This window comes from Thermococcus sp. LS2, from assembly GCF_012027375.1.
Lineage (GTDB): Archaea > Methanobacteriota_B > Thermococci > Thermococcales > Thermococcaceae > Thermococcus_B.
In genome coordinates, this window is the sequence record NZ_SNUI01000009.1 from 1 (window position 1) to 16,771 (window position 16,771).

Here is a 16,771-nt window from a genome sequence, read left to right on the forward strand (position 1 = left end):
CACCAATCAGAGCGTATTTAAATCCTGCAGTGACTGAGTCACCCCTATCGCGATAGAACATTACTAAGGCATAAGCTGCTATACTCGTGACCTCAATCATGACGAAGAGATTGAAAGCATCACCCGTGAGCAAAACACCCAATAATCCAGCTTCTAAGCCAAGATAGAGCGTGTAGTACCATTCTAAACCTTCCTCATGTTCTAAATAGCGGTAACTGTAAATCGTAATGAGGAACATTAATCCAGCAGTGACTAAAGCAATTAAGGCACTCAGCCTGTCAACCTCATAAACTATTCCAATTGGAGCAACCCACTTGCCGAAAGTATAAACCAATGGAGTGCTTGAAGAGTAAGCCAGCTGGAATAGTCTATACGAGGAGATTAAAGTTAAACCCGTTCCTAAGAGGACATAAGCTTGAACAATTTTCCTATTCCCCTTGATGAGGATTGAGAATAATGGTAGTGCGAATGCAAAGACAATTGGAATGATTGGAGTCAAGCCAACAACGTTCATTTCCCTCACCTCATTCGAAAATCTTCTTAGCAAAGCGTTCAAATTCCTCCGAGATTTCTTTCTTCGCTTCTTCAGGCTCTTCCGTAGTCACGTTAATCCAGTTTACGTACATGTATTTGTCATCCAAGTCAACTACGACAGTTCCTGGCGTATTTGTGATTGAGTTCGCTACAAGTGTTTTTGCATAATCCGTCTTCACCCCAATGGGGACTTTTACTATTCCAGCCTCGTATTTTCCGCTGAGTATTCTAGCCATAACATCCAAGTGTGCTTTTACTTCAGCAATAAGCATGTACCAGATGAAGTAAATTACAGCCCAAAGCCATCTAACTGGGTTCAAGGCTTTGGAATCACTCTGAACGAGGTATTTTCCGACAAGCAAGCCCACTCCAATAGCAACAATTAACCCCGTAACCAAGTCGAATGGCTTTGTAGAGCCAGTGAAGAGGATGTAAGTGATAAAAGTTAGTATTGCCGTGGGAATTACTCCTCTCATTGCTCGCCACCCCCAAGCAACTTATTCTGAAGTTCTCTCACGTCAACAGTCCCGTATAGACGGTAGATTTGAATTATTGCAAAAGCGATGAGTACGTTAACGGCCATTCCAATAACAACAGCTGTAATAACGAGAGCCTGTGGCAGAGGATCAACTGCCGTTGAAATGAATTGCTTCAAAGCCTCCTTTGAGAGTGAGGGCAAAATTGGCGGTGCCACTGGGTAAATCAAACGGTAACCCAGCGAAACTACAACCAGATTTGCCGTATCTCCGAAGATTGTTAACGCAATGAGTTTTTTGACTAAATTGGGCCTCCTCGCAATTCCATAGAGGCTTATTACGATTGTTGCGATCAGAGATAATATGATGACTGCCCAGATGAATGTTATCACATCATTCATGAGCCTCCCTCCTCAAGAACCTCTTGAACACACTTTCCGGAATTGCTAAGAGTAAGAATACTGCCGTGAATCCAGCGCCAACTGCTAGGAATTCAAAGAAGTTATAGTAAATCAGTGAACCACTTACAAGTTGTCTTCCAACCTCAGCTGGAAAGATTGGCTGGTTCTGCATGATGAAGCCGCCATTAAGCAATGGAACTAATGCTACGAGAGCAATTCCTAAGAGACCAATGGAACGAAGGATTAAAGCCCTAGTCTTGTCCAAACCATGATCTTCTAAAGCATACTTGGAGTAAGCTGCAATTATCAGCAAGGGAGCAACTGCTAGGGCTGAACCACCCTGGAAACCACCACCGGGAGTCAAATGACCATGCAAAGCAATCGAAGCCGAAACAGCCAAAATCATCGCAACAATAATTTTCGTCACCGACTTTATGACGAGAGTTAACCCACCACTGAACTCTTCCGTCTTCTGTTTCGCTTCTTTTTCTTGCTTTTTGTTTAATCTGAAGAGTGTTAAGCTTCCAATGATTGCAAGGAAGAACACTGAAGTTTCAAAGAGAGTATCAACACCACGATAATCCCAGAGGATTGCAGTTACAACCTCAGGGCTCTTAGCCGAATAACCACCAAAGTAGCTGTTCTCCAAGTAGAATTCGCCAAGAGGTCTGACTTGAATTTGTGGAGTAAGCTTTGGTGTTATGATATAAGCACCGATGAAAATGATTGCCAAAATTAGTGCGAGTGGAATTAGCTTCCTCATTTAAACCACCTCGTAGCGAGTTGTTTTGCTTACTACAAACACAAGCAATGCCGTGTAAATTCCAACAGCAATTGCTATGTATGCTAAAACAATGTCTGGTGCCATTAGGATGTAGAATGCAATGGCGTAAGCAATAGCTTGGACTGCTGAAAAACCAATGGCCTTGAGCAGATCTTTTTCAATGATTGCCAAATATGAGAAGATTAATCCCATGATTACCGTGATGAGGAGCATTAGTAAGTGTATTTCAATCATTCTCCCTCACCTCTGCGAGATGGTCAACCTTTGGCTGCCATTTGACGATTTTAGCCTTATGGGCAGCGTAAGCTAATGCATGTGCTCCCGCTGGAGCCGCTAGAAGAACTATGATTCCAGTTACAAAGCTCGCACCAGCAATTGCATACTTGTGGGGCAGAAAGTCTGCCCCGAGTGCAAGAAAGCCAACACCAAACAATGGAACCACTGCTCCCCCAATAGTTCCTACCGTTGCAGCGTGCAAGCGAATGTAAAAGTTTGGGAATTTTAAGAGTCCGAGAGCGCCAAAAAGGTCACAAATGCCACCAATGATTATCATGATTGCTCCAATGTAGAAGAGGACTTCGTTCATGCTCCCACCTCCTTGCTGACCAAATGCTTTGCGATGTAAATGTCCAACAAGTAAGCCCAAAGTGCTAAAGTTATTGCTCCACTGATTAAGAATGCGCTCTTGAAGTATACAGCAAGGATCGCCATAAAAGCGGCAATATCAAAACTCATACAGTCAACTGCTAGGATTATATCAACTATTGTCGGGCCCTTAAAAGCCCTAATTGCATAAATAACAAATGCTAAAAGGTAAAGCGGAATAACAAACTTCATCAAAAGAAAAAACTCACTCTCAAGGCTCATTCATCTCCCCTCCATCTGTTTTAACTGCTATGTTAGGGACAAAGTGCCTTGTCTCCTTTGCTTCCCCAAAGAGAATTTCAACTATGTCTCTCTCTGTCTTCTCGTCGAGCTCTTCGATGTAAATTTCTCTCTTCTGCTTCTGCTTTACTAAGCCTCTTGCCATCGCTACAGCATAGATTATTGTCTCTGGCTTAGGAGGACAGCCTGGAATGTAAATTGTTGTTGGAGGCTCAATGCCATACTCCTCCTTAAGGATTTTGTAGAGCTCTTTCACGCCCCCAATTACTGCGTAGGTGTCGTACCATATCCCACCACCACAGGCACAGGAGCCAATAGCTAAGACTATCTTCGGCTCTGGGACTGCCTTAAATGCTTCAATGACCTTTGGTAGACACTCCCTTGTGACTGGACCCGTAAAAGCTATCGCATCAGCATGCCTTGGTGAGCCAACGAGCTTAATTCCAAACCTTTCAACATCTTGCTTGGGAGCAAATATGTTGAGTATTTCAATATCGCAACCATTGCAGCTCCCGCTGTTTAAGTGAAAAACCCATAAACTCCTCTCAAACATATCCCCCACCACCTTTTGCAAAGATTAGCCTCTCAGAAATTCTCCTAACTCTGCATTCTGGACACAAAAACATCATCTCCCTCTCCCAAGGTTGAAGTTCCTTCGCTGAATATAGCAGATGCCTGAAGGTGTCAAATGGCCTGCCACATTCTTCACAGCGAACCATTTGCAACTCAACAAACTGATGCAGATCTTCCTCGGAGAGAGTTGCCAGCTCAAACTCCTTTGTGAGCTTTATTGCCCCAGTAGGACATACATCCTGACAGCGGGCGCAGAAGATGCACCTTCCTATGAAGAGGTGAACTACCCTAACTCCCCTCTCCAAGTCATCATAAACTTGCAGTGCTTGAGGAGGACATGCATTTGAGCATGCTGTACACCCAATGCACTTTTCCGGGTCAATTACGGGCTTTCCCCTAAAGCCATCTGGAACTTCAAGCGGGACAAAAGGATACTTTTCTGTCACTTTTCCAATGCTTACAGCCTTGGCAATAAGCTTAAACCTCCCCATTGCTCACAGCCCCCTCAGATAATCATCAAGAGAGCATCTGCAGACTTTTTCTCCATCAACAATAACCATGTGGTCTGTACATGAGAAGCACGGATCTATTGAAGCTATAATTATTGGCGCATCTGCCAATTTTTCACCCATAAGCATTATAGGAACTGCAGGCAGGTTGTTGTATGTTGGCGCTCTTGGACGCCATCTGTAAACTTTGTTGCCGCCTTCAGTAATTACAAAGTGCACATCCTCCCCTCTCGGAGCTTCAGTTGCTCCAATGCCGACTACATATTCTGGGAGTTCATAATCTTCGTTTAGAATATCTCCGGGAGGCAACTGATCTAAAGCCTGTTCAATTAGCCAGAAGCTTTCAAATGTCTCCTCATACCTCACCAAGAATCTTGCGAGAACGTCTCCTTCTTTATAGACAGGCACTTTGAAATCCAAGTCGCTATAAGCAGCATATGGGTGGTCTCTCCTCACATCGGTGTCAATGCCAGAGGCTCTTGCAACTGGCCCAACTACTCCTATTTCTCTTCCCTCGTTCTTTGGCAGAACTCCAATTCCTTCCATCCTGCTTATAAGCTCCTTCATTCCAGCAGCATTATCAAGAACTTCTTTTGTTTCTTTCTTTGTTTTTTCAAGAATCTCAAGCACTTTTTTCTTCTTTTCTTCATCAATGTCTCTCCTAACTCCCCCGATGAGATTCATTCCATAGGTTTTTCTATTTCCAGTTAAAAGCTCCGCCAAGTCCATAAACGCCTCTCTTATACGCCATGTGTGCATGAATCCAGAGTCAAAGCCGAGTAAATGGAAGGCAACACCGAACCAAAGCAAATGAGAGTGCAGTCTTTCAAGCTCAAGGAGTATAGTTCTTATGTAGAGAGCTCTCTCTGGAACTTCAATTTTAGCAGCATCTTCAACAGCTTGAGCGTAGGCACAGTTGTGGGTATAGCCGCAAATTCCACAAATTCTCTCAGCTAAGAATGGAATTTGGTTTATCGTCATCCTTTCCTCTGCCAGCTTTTCCATTCCTCTGTGGACGTGAAATCCTCTGTAGACTGCTCCAACTATTTCCTCGCCTTTAACATGAAGCTCAAACACTTCTGGCTCGTGAAGTGTTGGATGATAGGGCCCCACTGGAACCTCCATAACTCCAGGCTTTTTCTCTCTTTTTGGAGGTTTGAATTCAACTTTTGGAGGCCTTTCATTGTAGTGAAACTCCTTCCTCAGTGGGTGGATCCCTTCAGGCCAATCGTCGGGTAAAATAAGCCTCAGCGGCTCTGGATGTTCATCAAAGAAAATCCCAACCATGTCCATTGCCTCTCTTTCAGCCCAGTTTGCACCGCTTATAACTGGAGTAATTGAGGGAATCCTTAAGTTGCTTGCAACTGCTTTGAGAATCACATATCTCTTTTCAGACTCACAGTTGAAGATGTGATACATTGAAAAGCCTACTCCCAATAAGCGCTCGTCAACGCCAACCCCAGTTGCATAATAACAGCCCGCCTTGAAAAGTAGCTCTGCAGTGGTTCTAAGCTTATCATTTGGAACCAAAGCTAAGATTACTTTCTCATCATGCCTGAGGATTTTAGCATCATTTCCTTTCAGAATTTCAAGTAGCATAATCACCACCCCACTACGGCTATAATCCACACAACCAAAGCCACAGCAGAAAGTTTCTTCATCAGCTTGACAGCTTGGTCAATCCTGAATCTTCCATAGTAAGCTTCGAATGTTGAATAAATCACTGAAAGAATTACTATGCCAATGAGATAACAAACGAGTCTTATTGGATTCTGGATTGGAATGATGAAGTTCAAAAGCAAGCTGTAAAGGAGAAGGCGCTTCAGGAATATTGAATATTCAAGTAAACCAAGATGTTTTCCGCTGTATTCGATTAGAGGGCCCTCAATTATTTCAGGCTCAGCTTCGGCAATATCAAAGGGCAATCTGGCACTTGCAACATATACCACAACGAAAAGCAGAATTAATGCGAGAGCTGATGAAATCCTCAAAGGCAGTGGGAACAGCTGCTCAAAGCTTAAACTTTTGCCTATTACAGCTATCGTGCTTACGATAAGAGCCAGAAGCAATTCTTCACTCATAAAGAGCGAAACCTCTCTGTTTGAGCCTATCTGGGCATAGGGGTTTCCAGATGAAAACGCTCCGATGACAAAGCTCAAAGTTGCCAAGCCAAGAAGATAAACCACGACTATAAAGTCCCCAATGAAGTTCATTGAGCTAGGCAAGAGTGTTGGGACTACTAAATAAGCCGTTAAAACTGCTGTGAAAGTTATATAGGGAGCAAGCTTGTAGAGGGATTTAATAGAACCTTGAGGCTCAACTGTGGGCCTTTTCAAGAGCTTTATCAAGTCCCACCATGTCTGAAGTATTGATGGTCCTTGTCTGTTCTGCAAACGTGCTCTGATTTTCCTCTCAAAACCATCTATTACTGGAGCAATAAGCAGAGCGAATGCCAAGTTGACTGCTATGAAAATTATGTTCATAGACCAACACCCCCTAAAACTACCACTAAAATCAGTATGAGAACCATTGCAAGGGAAAGCATTGAGTCTAAGTCATAGGACAAGACTTCAAAGTTTGTTCCAAATGTTCTTCCAATCTTTGCAACTTTTTGCACAGCCCTCTTACTAGTGCCACCTAGAACATAAATTTCACTGAAAGCCTCCTCAAAATCCTTATAATATCCTTCAGCAGGCATGCTCACGTTGAGATCATCGCTCCTTCCTGTTCTCCATATGGACACTACCACACTGTCTCTCGATGGAATAAGCAGCAAAGCCATTAGTGTTGAAATTAACAGGAACGCAAAAATTATTATTGGCGAATAGCTGCCGACTTTTGGCACAACGATCGATGGATAGACTATTAAGGCATCTAAGTTAACGGTGATTCCAATTGAGCCTAAAGCCGATGAAATCATTTTGAGCGGGAAGAATGGATATATACCAAATATTATACATATGACTGCTAGAAGTATTTGAGGAATCCACATCGAGGAGGGAACCTCTTTTGCCTCAATTTCTTCAGCTGGAGGTCTTGTAAAGATGGCTGTAAAGTACTTAATGAAAGATGCCGTTGTAACGGCACTTATGAAGAGTGCAAGGGCTCCAAAGAGCGAAATCAACGTCGGTGTTGGAAGAGTCGACATGTATATCATCCACTTGCTGACAAATCCGTTAAATGGCGGCATTCCTGCTATTGATAACGCACCTATGAGAGCTGAAACCGCTGTTAGAGGCATATATTTAGCGAGCCCTCCGAGATAGTTTAAATCCCTACTACCTGTTGTATAGATAACGGAGCCAGCCGTCAGAAAGAGTAGTCCCTTAAATGCCGCGTGGTTTATTGTATGATACAGCGAAGCCATCAGAGCTACCTTACCCAAGAGCTCGTATCCGGAGGAAATGAGATAGATGCCAGCACCTAATGCAAGGATGACATAGCCTATTTGACCGACGCTGTGATATGCTAAGAGTCTCTTCGAGTCGGTCTGGAGCAAAGCATACATCGTGCCAAAGAACAGCGTTATAACCCCAAAAGACGCTATTACGAGACCAATATTTACATCTTTTGGGAAGAAGCCAAGGAAAAAGCGGAACATCATATATATAGGCAACTTAATCATCACACCGCTCAGCAGGGCTGAAACATTGCTCGGAGCCTCTGGGTGAGCATCAGGAAGCCATGAGTGGAATGGTATCATAGCGGCTTTAACACCGAATCCTATGAGCAATGCGAATGTTAAGGCATAAAGCATTGCTGGATGGGCTGAGAGATAAACTGGCAGAATGCTGGCAATCTCTGAGTAGTTACCATTGAAGTTTGTGACTTTAAGAATTATTAACACAACAACCAAAATAATAAACTCAGCTCCAGCTTTTGTCATGCAGAAGTATTTGAATGCTGCCTTGACGGCTTTCTCTTCGCTCTGTTCAAATGCAACTAAGAATTGTGAAAACAGGCTCATGAGCTCCCAGAAAATTATGAACCATAGCAAATCCCAGCATATCAGGACAAGATACATTGTCAACAGGAAAATCGGATAGTTGAAAGTGTAAACACGCATGTCTTCTTTGTCAAAATATTTTTCCATGTATTTGATACCGTAAATTGACGCACAAAGGCTGAGAATTCCTAGTATCAGTAGGAAAAACGCTGAGAGTGAATCAACTCTAAAGACAAGCCAGTTGAGAGACGTAAAAAGCGATGATGAATTGAATAAGTTGTATTTGAGCTCAAGCGTTGTTCTAAACCCTAAGATTCCAACATATATCATTGCCACTGAGGCCATTGCTGATAGTGTGCTTACTATTTTGAGGACTATTTTTGCTTTTGACAACCCTACCAGTGCTGCTATAACTAATATACTAATTGGGATTAACAACATCTGAGTCCCCATTGCTGTTCCCCCAAATTTTTCTTGATTGGACTTGATTTTAGCAAAGTATCAATTTACACACTACATTGTCCGAAATACTTTGAGTGAAATTTTTATTCATGAAACGAAACTCATACATCTGTGAAATTTTCTGTGGAGTTATGTTTATATACTTTGCCCAATGTATTCATTTTAAACCTTTGGTTAAAACGTACATTATGGAACAAAAATGAGTATCAAAGAGAGAGTCTCAAATAAATTCTGTGGGAAATAAAATCAATATAGTCAATCTCGTATCCCTCAAGAACTAACTCTTTACCAAGCAAATTTTTGACAACAATCTTCCCATCCTTAACCTCAAGCAGAGTTACATCCGTCATAACTACCTCTGCTTTTCCGTCTTCAAGAACTATGACCTTCGACTGGCACATTTACAACACCTTTGAACGCTTTTTTATGCTTAATATCTTTCTTGCAAGAGCTTCAACATCTCTATACACTGGAGAGTCCTTTGAAATCGCATCAACGCCTTTTCCTTCGTTATCTACAGAAATAACATTCTCATCAAAGCCTATAAGATGGTAAGGTGTTGAATCTGAGAAAACTTTTGCATAAAGCTGGGAAGCTCTTAGAGAGTTGTGGACTTTGTTTATTACAAGCAATATATGGGATATGTTGAGCTGCCTTCCCATTTCTATGAGCTTCCTTGCTATCATCAAGGACTTCAGCGTTGGCTCTGCGACACATATCATGACATCGAATTTCTCTGCCAGTCCACGTCCAAATACTTCCGCTCCAGCCTCGCTGTCAACAATTACAATATCCTTTTCAGAGAGCAGAACATGCATCAAAAAAGCCCTTGCGAGAGCTAATGCTGGGCATAGGCAGCCTTCTTTGCTCTGTTCTATGCTTCCAACGACGACAAGCTTCAAATTTGGCTTTATTGTTATGCCATATTGCTCAGCTAAATCATCAACTTTTGGAGTTAGTGAGAACAGAACTCCCCAGCCTTCACCCGGCCTTGCTCCAGTCCTTTCCTCTGCAAGCTTCTCATTTCGTGAAAGCGGAATGATTTCCAAAGCTTCCTCGAATGGAATTCCCAGACTTTGAGCAAGGTTGGGAACTGAATCTGTGTCTAAAGCAAGTACGTTATACCCTTTATCAGCTAAGATATGGGCTAATAAAGCTGAAATTGTAGTTTTTCCAACCCCTCCCTTTCCAGCAACAAGTATCTTCATTTTAGTGCCTCCAGTGATTAAATTGTGCTTCTTCTATAATTGCTTTTCAAAAATTAAAAACTAAAAAGGAAAGTCAAACAGGCCACTTGAGCTTCTTTCTTTTCTCAATTATTACATTGTATATTGTTTCTGCTGCCTTTATTGGATCCGGTTCGACGTAGAATTTTCCTCCAAGGAGGTCTTCGATATCATCCGTGAGGAGTTTTGTAACCTTCTGGCTTCCAAGCACAGGTGGGACAACGCCTAAGTGAGTGAAGACACCGCTTGCAACGAAGTAAGTTCCTATCGAGACTGCCTTCTCGCTCATCCACTCTGGAGCAGAGCCAGCTACTGGCAAGTCTGGGATATCAACGCCCAAAGCCTCAGCGAGCGCTCCAAGGACAATTAGGATTCTTGAACAGTCAACACAGCTTCCCATATGCAAACATGGTGGGATTCCAAGTGCTTCACATATCGCTTTTAGTCCTGGACCAGCCAGTTCGGCAGCCTTTGGTGACATTAAGCCTTCCATCGCTGCTGCGATTCCCCAGCAACCAGTTCCAACTACTAAGATGTCCCTCTTTATGAGCTCCTTAGTTAATGTTACATGACTGTGATTGTGCTTAACCTTTGGATTATTACATCCAACAACTCCAACAATTCCTTTGATTGTACCCTCTCTGAGTGCATTGATTAGAGGTTCGAGAGTTCCTCCAAGTGCTTCAAGAATTGCTTCAACGCTGAAGCCTGCAACGACTTCACTCTTGTGTTTTGGAATGTAAACCCTCTCTTTTGGCCTGTTCTGGAAGTTTTCAATTGCAATCCTAACTATCTCCTTAGCAATCTCATCTGCTTTCTCTGGTTTAAACTCTATGTGCACTGCTCCAGGTATGTGAGCTTTGGGCTCGGTTGTGATTATCTTTGTGTGATAACAGCCAGCCACGTCAACCAATGAGGGCATTAAACACTGATAATCAACGACCATGGCTTCAACGGCACCTGTTATTATCGCTAACTCCTGCATCAGGAAGTTTCCAGCTGGAGGAATACCAAGCCTCATTAAAACTTCGTTCCCAGTACAGCACATTCCTGCAACATTTACTCCCTTGGCTCCATATTGTTTGGCCAATTTCTGCATCTCTTCACTTTGAGCAACCTCGGCGATCTTCATTGAGAGTATTGGGTTATGACCGTGGACAATTATATTCACGTAATCTTCCTTGAGAACACCCAAGTTTGCAACGGTTTTAATTGGCTTTGGCGTTCCGAAGAGGATGTCGCTTAAATAGGTAGCCATCATTGAGCCGCTCCATCCATCAGCGAGAGAAGTCCTCACACCGTGAAGAAGGAGTGAAGCTGGGTCTGCATCGACACCCATATGAGTCCTGTGCATGCACTCACAAATTTCTCTGTCAATTGCTCTTGGTAGAACTCCAAGCCTCTCCCAGACTTTAATTCTTTTCTTAGGTGCTGTTGCCATGAGCAACTTCAATGGCTCATCGTCGGGCTTTCCAAACTCCCATTCCAAGATGTGTGCAACTTCTAAGGCTATTTCACTCTCGGTTTTCCCCTCTATCTCTATTCCTAAAGCTTGAGCTAATCCCCTAAGCTTCTCAACATCCGTCAGCTTGTATCCCTTGAACTCCCCTGTTGCTGCTCCTTTAAACACGTGGACGATGTCTCTTGCATGGTCGCTGTGTGCTGCAGCACCAGCTGCAATCATTCTCAAAATGTTCCTTGCAACTATTGTGTCAGCATCTGCTCCACAAATACCTCTAGTTGGTCCAGTGCCGAATGGGTCAATCCTACATGGACCCATGTTACAGTTTCTACAACAAATCCCTAGCAGTCCAAATCCACATTGAGGTTGCTGCTCTAAAAAGCGGTGCCAAGCAGTCTTTACACCCTCCTCTTCAGCCTTCTCAATTAGGTCAGCAACTCCCTTAGTTTCAGAAACCTGCTTTGCAGGAACCTTAAACTTTATGTATTCCGCCATCACAACCACCTCAATACCACTTAACCTCTAAGTAGGCTGTATAAACATCCATTGGGCTGATTTTCTCTTCCTTTTTCTTTTCTTCAACAACTTGCTCCATGTATACAATTCCTGGGACTTTCAAGCCCGAAATTAATTCTTCTGCCCTTTCTTTTCTAATCTCATCCAGAATTTCCTCGAGAGTTCCAAACTTCAATGCCTTAGTAGGACAGGCCTCTACACATGCCGGCTCTCTGCCTTCCCTAACTCTCTCAATGCATGAATCGCACTTCAGAACAACCTTGTATTCTGGCTCATACTTCGGATGTCCAAATGGACAAGCTATAACACACATCAAACAGCCAATACACTTGTTGGCGTTGAGTATTACAAAACCCTCCTCGCTCTTCTTTATTGCCCCAGTTGGGCAGACTTTTATACATGGAGCATCTTCACAGTGCTGACACCTCAGTGGAACATTGAAGAAATCCGCAACTACAACTTTTAGCCTCGGCTTGGGTGTTGGTTTTTCAGAGATTGCTCCGAACAGTGTTTTGCTCATTGAATGCTCTACTGCACAGGCTATTTCACAAGACCTGCACCCCATGCACTTCTTAGGGTCAATGTAGATGGTAGGTCTCTCTAAACTCGCTTTGAGAAGTGACATTGTTATCACCTCAAAATTAAGGTAAACAAAGAAAATTAAAAGGAGACCGTGTTCGGCAAATAAATCAAAAACTCCTTAATTTATTCACGCACAAAAACACGACTTAGTATTCATATAGTGATACTATTGCTCTTTCCCTAATTTCTTTGTACTCCTTCAGAAGTTCCTTAGCAAAATCTGTCAAAATTGTTATTCCCTTCTTCCTCCCTCCTCTAACAGATATAACCAAAGAGATACCCAACTTTTCTTCTAAACTCTTTATTTTTTCCCAGTACGTTGATGGAGAAACTCCAAGAGCTTTACATGCAGCTCTAAAGGAATTAACCTGAGAGATTAACTCCAAAAGTTCCAAAATTTCTCCAGGAATTTCAACACCATCTTTTGTCACAAATGAGACCTGTATTTTAGGTGAAAGTCCAATAATATTTCGATTTATTGCGCAAGATGAAAAGAGCATTTTTCTAAGATCTTCTCTGGTTATTTTCCTATAGTTTACCTCAAATCTTGAAAGTGGACATTTTGAGAAGTTCCCATAGGGATTTAAGTACAAAGCCCTACAATTCTCAGCACTCGGAGAAGTAAGCAACGTCACTGGATAATTGTCTATGAAGACCTTAATGGCATTATAGAAATATTTCCTTCCATAATGGAGACCAATTTCGACGTTTTCTTTCTTCGCGACTTTTTCAAGGAATTTATCCGCATATGGAGATGTGTAAAGCTTTGGCCCTAAAGTTATCTTTAGCCCATAACTTTTGCACAGTTCAATTGTTGAAAGGATTTCAGCGAAGTCAGAGTTGGAATCCAGCAAAATATACGCCTCAAGATTGTCTATACCCTGAGAGAGGAGTATTTTCACTGTCTGAAGATTTGATTTTAAGTCCTTATAAGAGGGTATGATCAAGGAGATAAAATCAACGTTTTCAAGGGAGGTTTTGTGGAGGAAATTTCTTGAAACAGATACTGGAAGGAAAAGAGTGATCTTTCTACAGAGTTCCCTAGTTTGCCTAATTATGATGTCAATCTTTGGATGAAGAAGAGGATTTGGGCATGTCAAAAGCCCTTCATCAAATTTAAAATCCTCAAGATGAGAGCTGAGTGTCTCCAATGCCTCAAGAGGGAGCATTATTCCAGCGCAGCCAAATTTCTCTTTCCAAGGACATATCAAACAACTACTGTCACATTTGCTTGAAGGTTGAACTGCTAAAATGCTCATATCCATCACTCGAATATCACTTCAAATCCGCAGAAAGAGTTGCCAAGCCCCCAGCAGTAAATCTCACGTGTTATATTTTTTCCGATAAGCTCTTCCATGACCCCTTGAATCAACCCGGCTTCAAAGTCGCATAGGGTTCTGCCAATAGGAGGTGCCTGATAACAGCTGATGCACTCGTATATGTTCACCTTCATCTTGCTGAACGACTCATCTACAATATCAAGAAGCCCTATCTTCTGATTTAGAAACACTTTTGGCAGATCATCAATGTCCTTAATTTCACCAGTTTCTATCAATCTGCGAGCTAGATTATATCCTGCACCTCTCAGAATTAGAGTCCTCAAAGATGGGCTATATTCAAGCATGCCATACGAAACCATCCTAAAAGTCCTCACGTACTCTCTATCCTCTGGAGAGATTTTCATGAAAAACGGACGCACAACATTGAAGTAATTCTCGGGAGTTAGCTTAACCTCCTCTCTGTGCTTCTTTTTGCTCTTAACCTCCGCCTTATATATTTCTCTCCACTTTTCTATTAGAATGCTGATATCCTCCATGCCCATCATCTAATGAAATTATTTGCATATATTACTTTAAGATTTTTGGTCACAAATCTTTTCAATGAAAAAATTTAGCTGTTTATTATGATACTCCTAAAGCTTCCCATCGTTAAAGGAGAGTTTATTGAGAGAATAAACAGATTTGTCGGGTTGGTTAGAATAAATAATGAAGTCAAAAAAGCTCTTATAACAAACACCGGACGCTTAGAGGAGTTTATGATTAAGGGTAAGAAATGCTTCTGCACTCCAAAACAAGGAGGAAAAACTGACTTTGTTTTAGTTGCTTTTGAAGATAAAAATTCTAAAGGTGCCGTGATTGATACAAGAACTCAAGCGAGAGCATTTGAGAGGGCTGTTGAATTGGGGTTAATCCCGTGGCTGAAAGACTGCTACATTAAGAAAAGAGAAGTTAAAGTTGGGACTTCTCGATTAGATTACCTTTTGGAGTGTAATGGGGAAGAGATTTGGGTTGAAATGAAGAGTGCTGTTCTCAGGGAAGAGGAATATGCTATGTATCCCGACTGTCCAAGCTTAAGAGGTCAGAGGCACATCAGAGAGCTCATAAAACTCCGAGAGGAGGGCAAAAGGACAATGATTATTTTTATTGGAGCTTTGCCAGATGTTAGGAAGTTTAAGCCTTACGTTAAAGGTGACCCAGAAATTGCAAGGCTTTTAAAGGAAGCGAAAGCTAAAGGTGTTGAGATAAAAGCCTTGAGTATAGCTCTATTGCCTTCAGGAGATGTTGTTCTTGAGAACAATAATCTTGAGGTTGAAATTTAGGAGAGTTTTTAAAGCCCATAGAGTTTAACAATCCTTAGGGGGTAACACCCCAAGCTTAAAGAGGTGTCTGGAATGACGATTGTAGATGTTAGGATTTTAGTTGAAGGTGCGAGCGACGTTGAGGTTGTTAGTAAAGCTCTGCAAGGTCTTGCTTTAGGAAGTGAATACAACATAACAATTTCCTCAATAATCCCAACGACGAATTTAGAAATTGCAAAAAGCGCAGCAGCTGGGGCAGATTTGTTAATAATAGCAACTGATGCCGATAGGGTAGGAAGAGAACTTGCGGAGAGACTTTTCAGAGAGCTTAGTGAATTGGTTGGACATGTTGAGAGGATGAAAATCCCACTAGGGCACGACTTAGAGCACATAGATGTCGAGCTTGTGAGGAAAGAGCTCAAAAATACTCTCGTGAGAGCAGGATTGAAGAGTCTCCAGTTGCTCCCAGAATACATGGCTCTTAGAAATCAACTCCTTGACCTAAGAGGAAAATATGACGTGCTTGAGCAAGAGAAGAGAAATCTCGAAAGCCAGCTGCAAGAGCTTGAGCAGAAATATGAGGAGCTCAGGCAAGAATACCAGAGATTAAGGGATGAAAACGAGAATCTAAAGATACTCCTCGACAAGAGGAGTAATTTGGTGAAAATTGAGGATGCATGGAAGCAAATCTTTCCAGGAGAAGAAGTTCCAAGTGAAGAAATCATAGGAAAAGCCGTTGAAAAGCTTGGATTGCAGGGCAGAGTAATCGTTGGACAAGGATACATTTACGCAGAAGAAGAAAAGCTCGTTGAAGAACTTTTGAAGATAGTATACCTCAGCATGACAATTGCGAAGCCAGAAGAGCAAGAGAAAAAGGAAGCCGAAAAAGTGGAGGAAGCAGAAAAACTTGAAGAAGCTGAGGTCTTCGAGGAAAGAATAGAGGAGCTTTAATCCTCTATATTTTTTGTGATGCTCTATGGACATTGAAGAATTTGAAATGTATCTCGAATTGGAGGGCAAAAGCCAAAATACGGTTAGAATGTACTCATATTACGTGAGAAAGTTTTTAGAAGAGGGAAATGATTTAAATGCCCGCTCTGCTCTTCGTTTCTTAGCAAAGCTTAAGAAAAGCGGATATTCTAATAAAAGTCTAAATCTAGTTGTTCAAGCATTAAAAGCTTATTTTAGATTTGAAGGGCTTGATGGAGAGGCAGAAAGACTCAAGTCTCCAAAAGTCCCTAAAAGCTTGCCAAAAAGTCTGACAAAAGAGGAAGTAAAGAAGCTTTTGAGTGTAATTCCACCAACGAGAAAAAGGGACAGGCTTATAGTGCTATTGCTCTACGGCTCGGGACTTAGAGTTAGTGAGCTCTGCAATCTGAAAATTAATGATGTTGACTTTAACCGGTCTCTAATCATCGTTAGAGGAGGAAAAGGGGCAAAAGACAGAATTGTACCAATCCCGGGGGCTCTTCTCAAGGAAATTGAGAACTATTTAAGAATGAGGAAGGATAACAGTGAGTATCTGCTCGTTGAAGAAAGGAGAAATAAAAAAGACAAGCTCTCACCAAAGACCGTATGGTATCTCCTTGACAAATACGGAAAAAAAGCTGGAATTAAAGTTACACCGCATATGCTCAGACACAGCTTCGCAACACATATGCTTGAAAACGGGATTGACATAAGAGTCATTCAAGAAATCTTAGGGCACTCTAATCTCTCAACGACTCAAATTTATACTAAAGTCACTGTTGAACATTTGAGGAGAGCGCAAGAAAAAGCAAAGCTGATTGAGAGTTTGATAGAATAATAGTATCATCTAGGTAATCCTATAGTACTA

The 16,771-nt window shown here is 42.0% G+C and carries 20 protein-coding genes and 1 pseudogene; 3 read left to right on the plus strand and 18 right to left on the minus strand.

Annotated elements, in window-relative coordinates:
• The 18 genes and pseudogenes from E3E24_RS10375 to E3E24_RS10460 form a co-directional block, all read right to left on the minus strand.
• A pseudogene (locus tag E3E24_RS10375) lies at window positions 1–514 on the minus strand (cation:proton antiporter); the annotation flags it as partial.
• 10 nt (window positions 515–524) lie between these two features.
• Window positions 525–1,010, minus strand: a complete 486-nt coding sequence (locus tag E3E24_RS10380) for a Na+/H+ antiporter subunit E (RefSeq protein WP_167886859.1) — start codon at window positions 1,008–1,010, stop codon at window positions 525–527.
• Window positions 1,007–1,411: a sodium:proton antiporter gene (locus tag E3E24_RS10385; RefSeq protein WP_167886860.1), complete on the minus strand. Its 405-nt coding sequence runs from the start codon at window positions 1,409–1,411 to the stop codon at window positions 1,007–1,009. The genes E3E24_RS10380 and E3E24_RS10385 overlap by 4 nt, the downstream gene beginning before the upstream one ends.
• Window positions 1,404–2,174, minus strand: a complete 771-nt coding sequence (locus E3E24_RS10390; protein ID WP_167886861.1) for an MnhB domain-containing protein — start codon at window positions 2,172–2,174, stop codon at window positions 1,404–1,406. Before E3E24_RS10390 ends, E3E24_RS10385 begins: the two co-directional genes overlap by 8 nt.
• Window positions 2,175–2,429, minus strand: coding sequence for a hydrogenase subunit MbhD domain-containing protein (locus E3E24_RS10395; protein ID WP_167886862.1), 255 nt, complete (start codon window positions 2,427–2,429; stop codon window positions 2,175–2,177).
• Window positions 2,422–2,781 (minus strand): monovalent cation/H(+) antiporter subunit G, encoded by a 360-nt coding sequence (mnhG, locus tag E3E24_RS10400; protein WP_167886863.1) that lies wholly within the window; start codon window positions 2,779–2,781, stop codon window positions 2,422–2,424. The genes E3E24_RS10395 and mnhG overlap by 8 nt, the downstream gene beginning before the upstream one ends.
• Window positions 2,778–3,062: a monovalent cation/H+ antiporter complex subunit F gene (locus E3E24_RS10405; protein ID WP_167886864.1), complete on the minus strand. Its 285-nt coding sequence runs from the start codon at window positions 3,060–3,062 to the stop codon at window positions 2,778–2,780. The genes mnhG and E3E24_RS10405 overlap by 4 nt, the downstream gene beginning before the upstream one ends.
• Window positions 3,052–3,633: an NADH-quinone oxidoreductase subunit B family protein gene (locus E3E24_RS10410; RefSeq protein ID WP_167915986.1), complete on the minus strand. Its 582-nt coding sequence runs from the start codon at window positions 3,631–3,633 to the stop codon at window positions 3,052–3,054. The genes E3E24_RS10405 and E3E24_RS10410 overlap by 11 nt, the downstream gene beginning before the upstream one ends.
• The gene (locus E3E24_RS10415) at window positions 3,626–4,144 is read right to left on the minus strand and encodes a 4Fe-4S dicluster domain-containing protein (protein ID WP_167886866.1); all 519 of its coding nucleotides are present in this window, start codon (window positions 4,142–4,144) and stop codon (window positions 3,626–3,628) included. Before E3E24_RS10415 ends, E3E24_RS10410 begins: the two co-directional genes overlap by 8 nt.
• Before the next feature lie 3 nt (window positions 4,145–4,147).
• Window positions 4,148–5,761, minus strand: a complete 1,614-nt coding sequence (locus tag E3E24_RS10420) for an NADH-quinone oxidoreductase subunit C (protein WP_167886867.1) — start codon at window positions 5,759–5,761, stop codon at window positions 4,148–4,150.
• A gap of 2 nt (window positions 5,762–5,763) precedes the next feature.
• Window positions 5,764–6,645, minus strand: a complete 882-nt coding sequence (locus E3E24_RS10425) for a respiratory chain complex I subunit 1 family protein (protein ID WP_167886868.1) — start codon at window positions 6,643–6,645, stop codon at window positions 5,764–5,766.
• Window positions 6,642–8,561: a proton-conducting transporter membrane subunit gene (locus E3E24_RS10430; RefSeq protein WP_167886869.1), complete on the minus strand. Its 1,920-nt coding sequence runs from the start codon at window positions 8,559–8,561 to the stop codon at window positions 6,642–6,644. Before E3E24_RS10430 ends, E3E24_RS10425 begins: the two co-directional genes overlap by 4 nt.
• Window positions 8,562–8,776: 215 nt before the next feature.
• Window positions 8,777–8,971: a CooT family nickel-binding protein gene (locus tag E3E24_RS10435; protein WP_167886870.1), complete on the minus strand. Its 195-nt coding sequence runs from the start codon at window positions 8,969–8,971 to the stop codon at window positions 8,777–8,779.
• The gene (locus tag E3E24_RS10440; protein WP_167886871.1) at window positions 8,972–9,778 is read right to left on the minus strand and encodes a P-loop NTPase; all 807 of its coding nucleotides are present in this window, start codon (window positions 9,776–9,778) and stop codon (window positions 8,972–8,974) included.
• Window positions 9,779–9,851: 73 nt separating this feature from the next.
• Window positions 9,852–11,753 (minus strand): anaerobic carbon-monoxide dehydrogenase catalytic subunit, encoded by a 1,902-nt coding sequence (gene cooS, locus E3E24_RS10445; protein WP_206205018.1) that lies wholly within the window; start codon window positions 11,751–11,753, stop codon window positions 9,852–9,854.
• 10 nt (window positions 11,754–11,763) lie between these two features.
• Window positions 11,764–12,399 (minus strand): 4Fe-4S dicluster domain-containing protein, encoded by a 636-nt coding sequence (locus E3E24_RS10450; protein ID WP_167886872.1) that lies wholly within the window; start codon window positions 12,397–12,399, stop codon window positions 11,764–11,766.
• Window positions 12,400–12,502: 103 nt separating this feature from the next.
• Window positions 12,503–13,621 carry a winged helix-turn-helix domain-containing protein gene (locus tag E3E24_RS10455; protein ID WP_240912207.1) on the minus strand — a complete coding sequence of 373 codons (1,119 nt, stop codon included), beginning with the start codon at window positions 13,619–13,621 and terminating at the stop codon, window positions 12,503–12,505.
• Complete coding sequence (locus tag E3E24_RS10460) at window positions 13,621–14,181, minus strand: V4R domain-containing protein (RefSeq protein WP_167915987.1); 561 nt, start codon at window positions 14,179–14,181, stop codon at window positions 13,621–13,623. Before E3E24_RS10460 ends, E3E24_RS10455 begins: the two co-directional genes overlap by 1 nt.
• A gap of 78 nt (window positions 14,182–14,259) precedes the next feature.
• Here E3E24_RS10460 and sfsA point away from each other — a divergent pair, with 78 nt between their 5' ends.
• From sfsA to xerA, 3 genes are all read left to right on the plus strand, one after another.
• Entirely contained in the window at window positions 14,260–14,955 is a 696-nt protein-coding gene (gene sfsA / locus E3E24_RS10465) for a DNA/RNA nuclease SfsA (protein WP_167886874.1), read from the plus strand.
• 72 nt (window positions 14,956–15,027) lie between these two features.
• Window positions 15,028–15,885, plus strand: coding sequence for a toprim domain-containing protein (locus E3E24_RS10470; RefSeq protein ID WP_167886875.1), 858 nt, complete (start codon window positions 15,028–15,030; stop codon window positions 15,883–15,885).
• A gap of 25 nt (window positions 15,886–15,910) precedes the next feature.
• Entirely contained in the window at window positions 15,911–16,741 is an 831-nt protein-coding gene (gene xerA, locus E3E24_RS10475; protein WP_167886876.1) for a site-specific tyrosine recombinase/integron integrase, read from the plus strand.
• Window positions 16,742–16,771: the final 30 nt, after the last annotated feature.

Excerpts from the sequence above, each read along its gene's own strand:
- E3E24_RS10455 (WP_240912207.1), bottom strand. The coding sequence starts at position 13,621 with ATGGATATGAGCATTTTAGCAGTTCAACCTTCAAGCAAATGTGACAGT.
- E3E24_RS10420 (WP_167886867.1), bottom strand. The coding sequence starts at position 5,761 with ATGCTACTTGAAATTCTGAAAGGAAATGATGCTAAAATCCTCAGGCAT.
- E3E24_RS10395 (WP_167886862.1), bottom strand. The coding sequence starts at position 2,429 with ATGATTGAAATACACTTACTAATGCTCCTCATCACGGTAATCATGGGA.
- mnhG (WP_167886863.1), bottom strand. The coding sequence starts at position 2,781 with ATGAACGAAGTCCTCTTCTACATTGGAGCAATCATGATAATCATTGGT.
- E3E24_RS10425 (WP_167886868.1), bottom strand. The coding sequence starts at position 6,645 with ATGAACATAATTTTCATAGCAGTCAACTTGGCATTCGCTCTGCTTATT.
- E3E24_RS10460 (WP_167915987.1), bottom strand. The coding sequence starts at position 14,181 with ATGATGGGCATGGAGGATATCAGCATTCTAATAGAAAAGTGGAGAGAA.
- E3E24_RS10405 (WP_167886864.1), bottom strand. The coding sequence starts at position 3,062 with ATGAGCCTTGAGAGTGAGTTTTTTCTTTTGATGAAGTTTGTTATTCCG.
- E3E24_RS10450 (WP_167886872.1), bottom strand. The coding sequence starts at position 12,399 with ATGTCACTTCTCAAAGCGAGTTTAGAGAGACCTACCATCTACATTGAC.
- E3E24_RS10435 (WP_167886870.1), bottom strand. The coding sequence starts at position 8,971 with ATGTGCCAGTCGAAGGTCATAGTTCTTGAAGACGGAAAAGCAGAGGTA.
- E3E24_RS10440 (WP_167886871.1), bottom strand. The coding sequence starts at position 9,778 with ATGAAGATACTTGTTGCTGGAAAGGGAGGGGTTGGAAAAACTACAATT.
- cooS (WP_206205018.1), bottom strand. The coding sequence starts at position 11,753 with ATGGCGGAATACATAAAGTTTAAGGTTCCTGCAAAGCAGGTTTCTGAA.
- E3E24_RS10430 (WP_167886869.1), bottom strand. The coding sequence starts at position 8,561 with ATGGGGACTCAGATGTTGTTAATCCCAATTAGTATATTAGTTATAGCA.
- E3E24_RS10390 (WP_167886861.1), bottom strand. The coding sequence starts at position 2,174 with ATGAGGAAGCTAATTCCACTCGCACTAATTTTGGCAATCATTTTCATC.
- E3E24_RS10380 (WP_167886859.1), bottom strand. The coding sequence starts at position 1,010 with ATGAGAGGAGTAATTCCCACGGCAATACTAACTTTTATCACTTACATC.
- E3E24_RS10415 (WP_167886866.1), bottom strand. The coding sequence starts at position 4,144 with ATGGGGAGGTTTAAGCTTATTGCCAAGGCTGTAAGCATTGGAAAAGTG.
- sfsA (WP_167886874.1), top strand. The coding sequence starts at position 14,260 with ATGATACTCCTAAAGCTTCCCATCGTTAAAGGAGAGTTTATTGAGAGA.
- E3E24_RS10385 (WP_167886860.1), bottom strand. The coding sequence starts at position 1,411 with ATGAATGATGTGATAACATTCATCTGGGCAGTCATCATATTATCTCTG.
- E3E24_RS10470 (WP_167886875.1), top strand. The coding sequence starts at position 15,028 with ATGACGATTGTAGATGTTAGGATTTTAGTTGAAGGTGCGAGCGACGTT.
- E3E24_RS10410 (WP_167915986.1), bottom strand. The coding sequence starts at position 3,633 with ATGTTTGAGAGGAGTTTATGGGTTTTTCACTTAAACAGCGGGAGCTGC.
- xerA (WP_167886876.1), top strand. The coding sequence starts at position 15,911 with ATGGACATTGAAGAATTTGAAATGTATCTCGAATTGGAGGGCAAAAGC.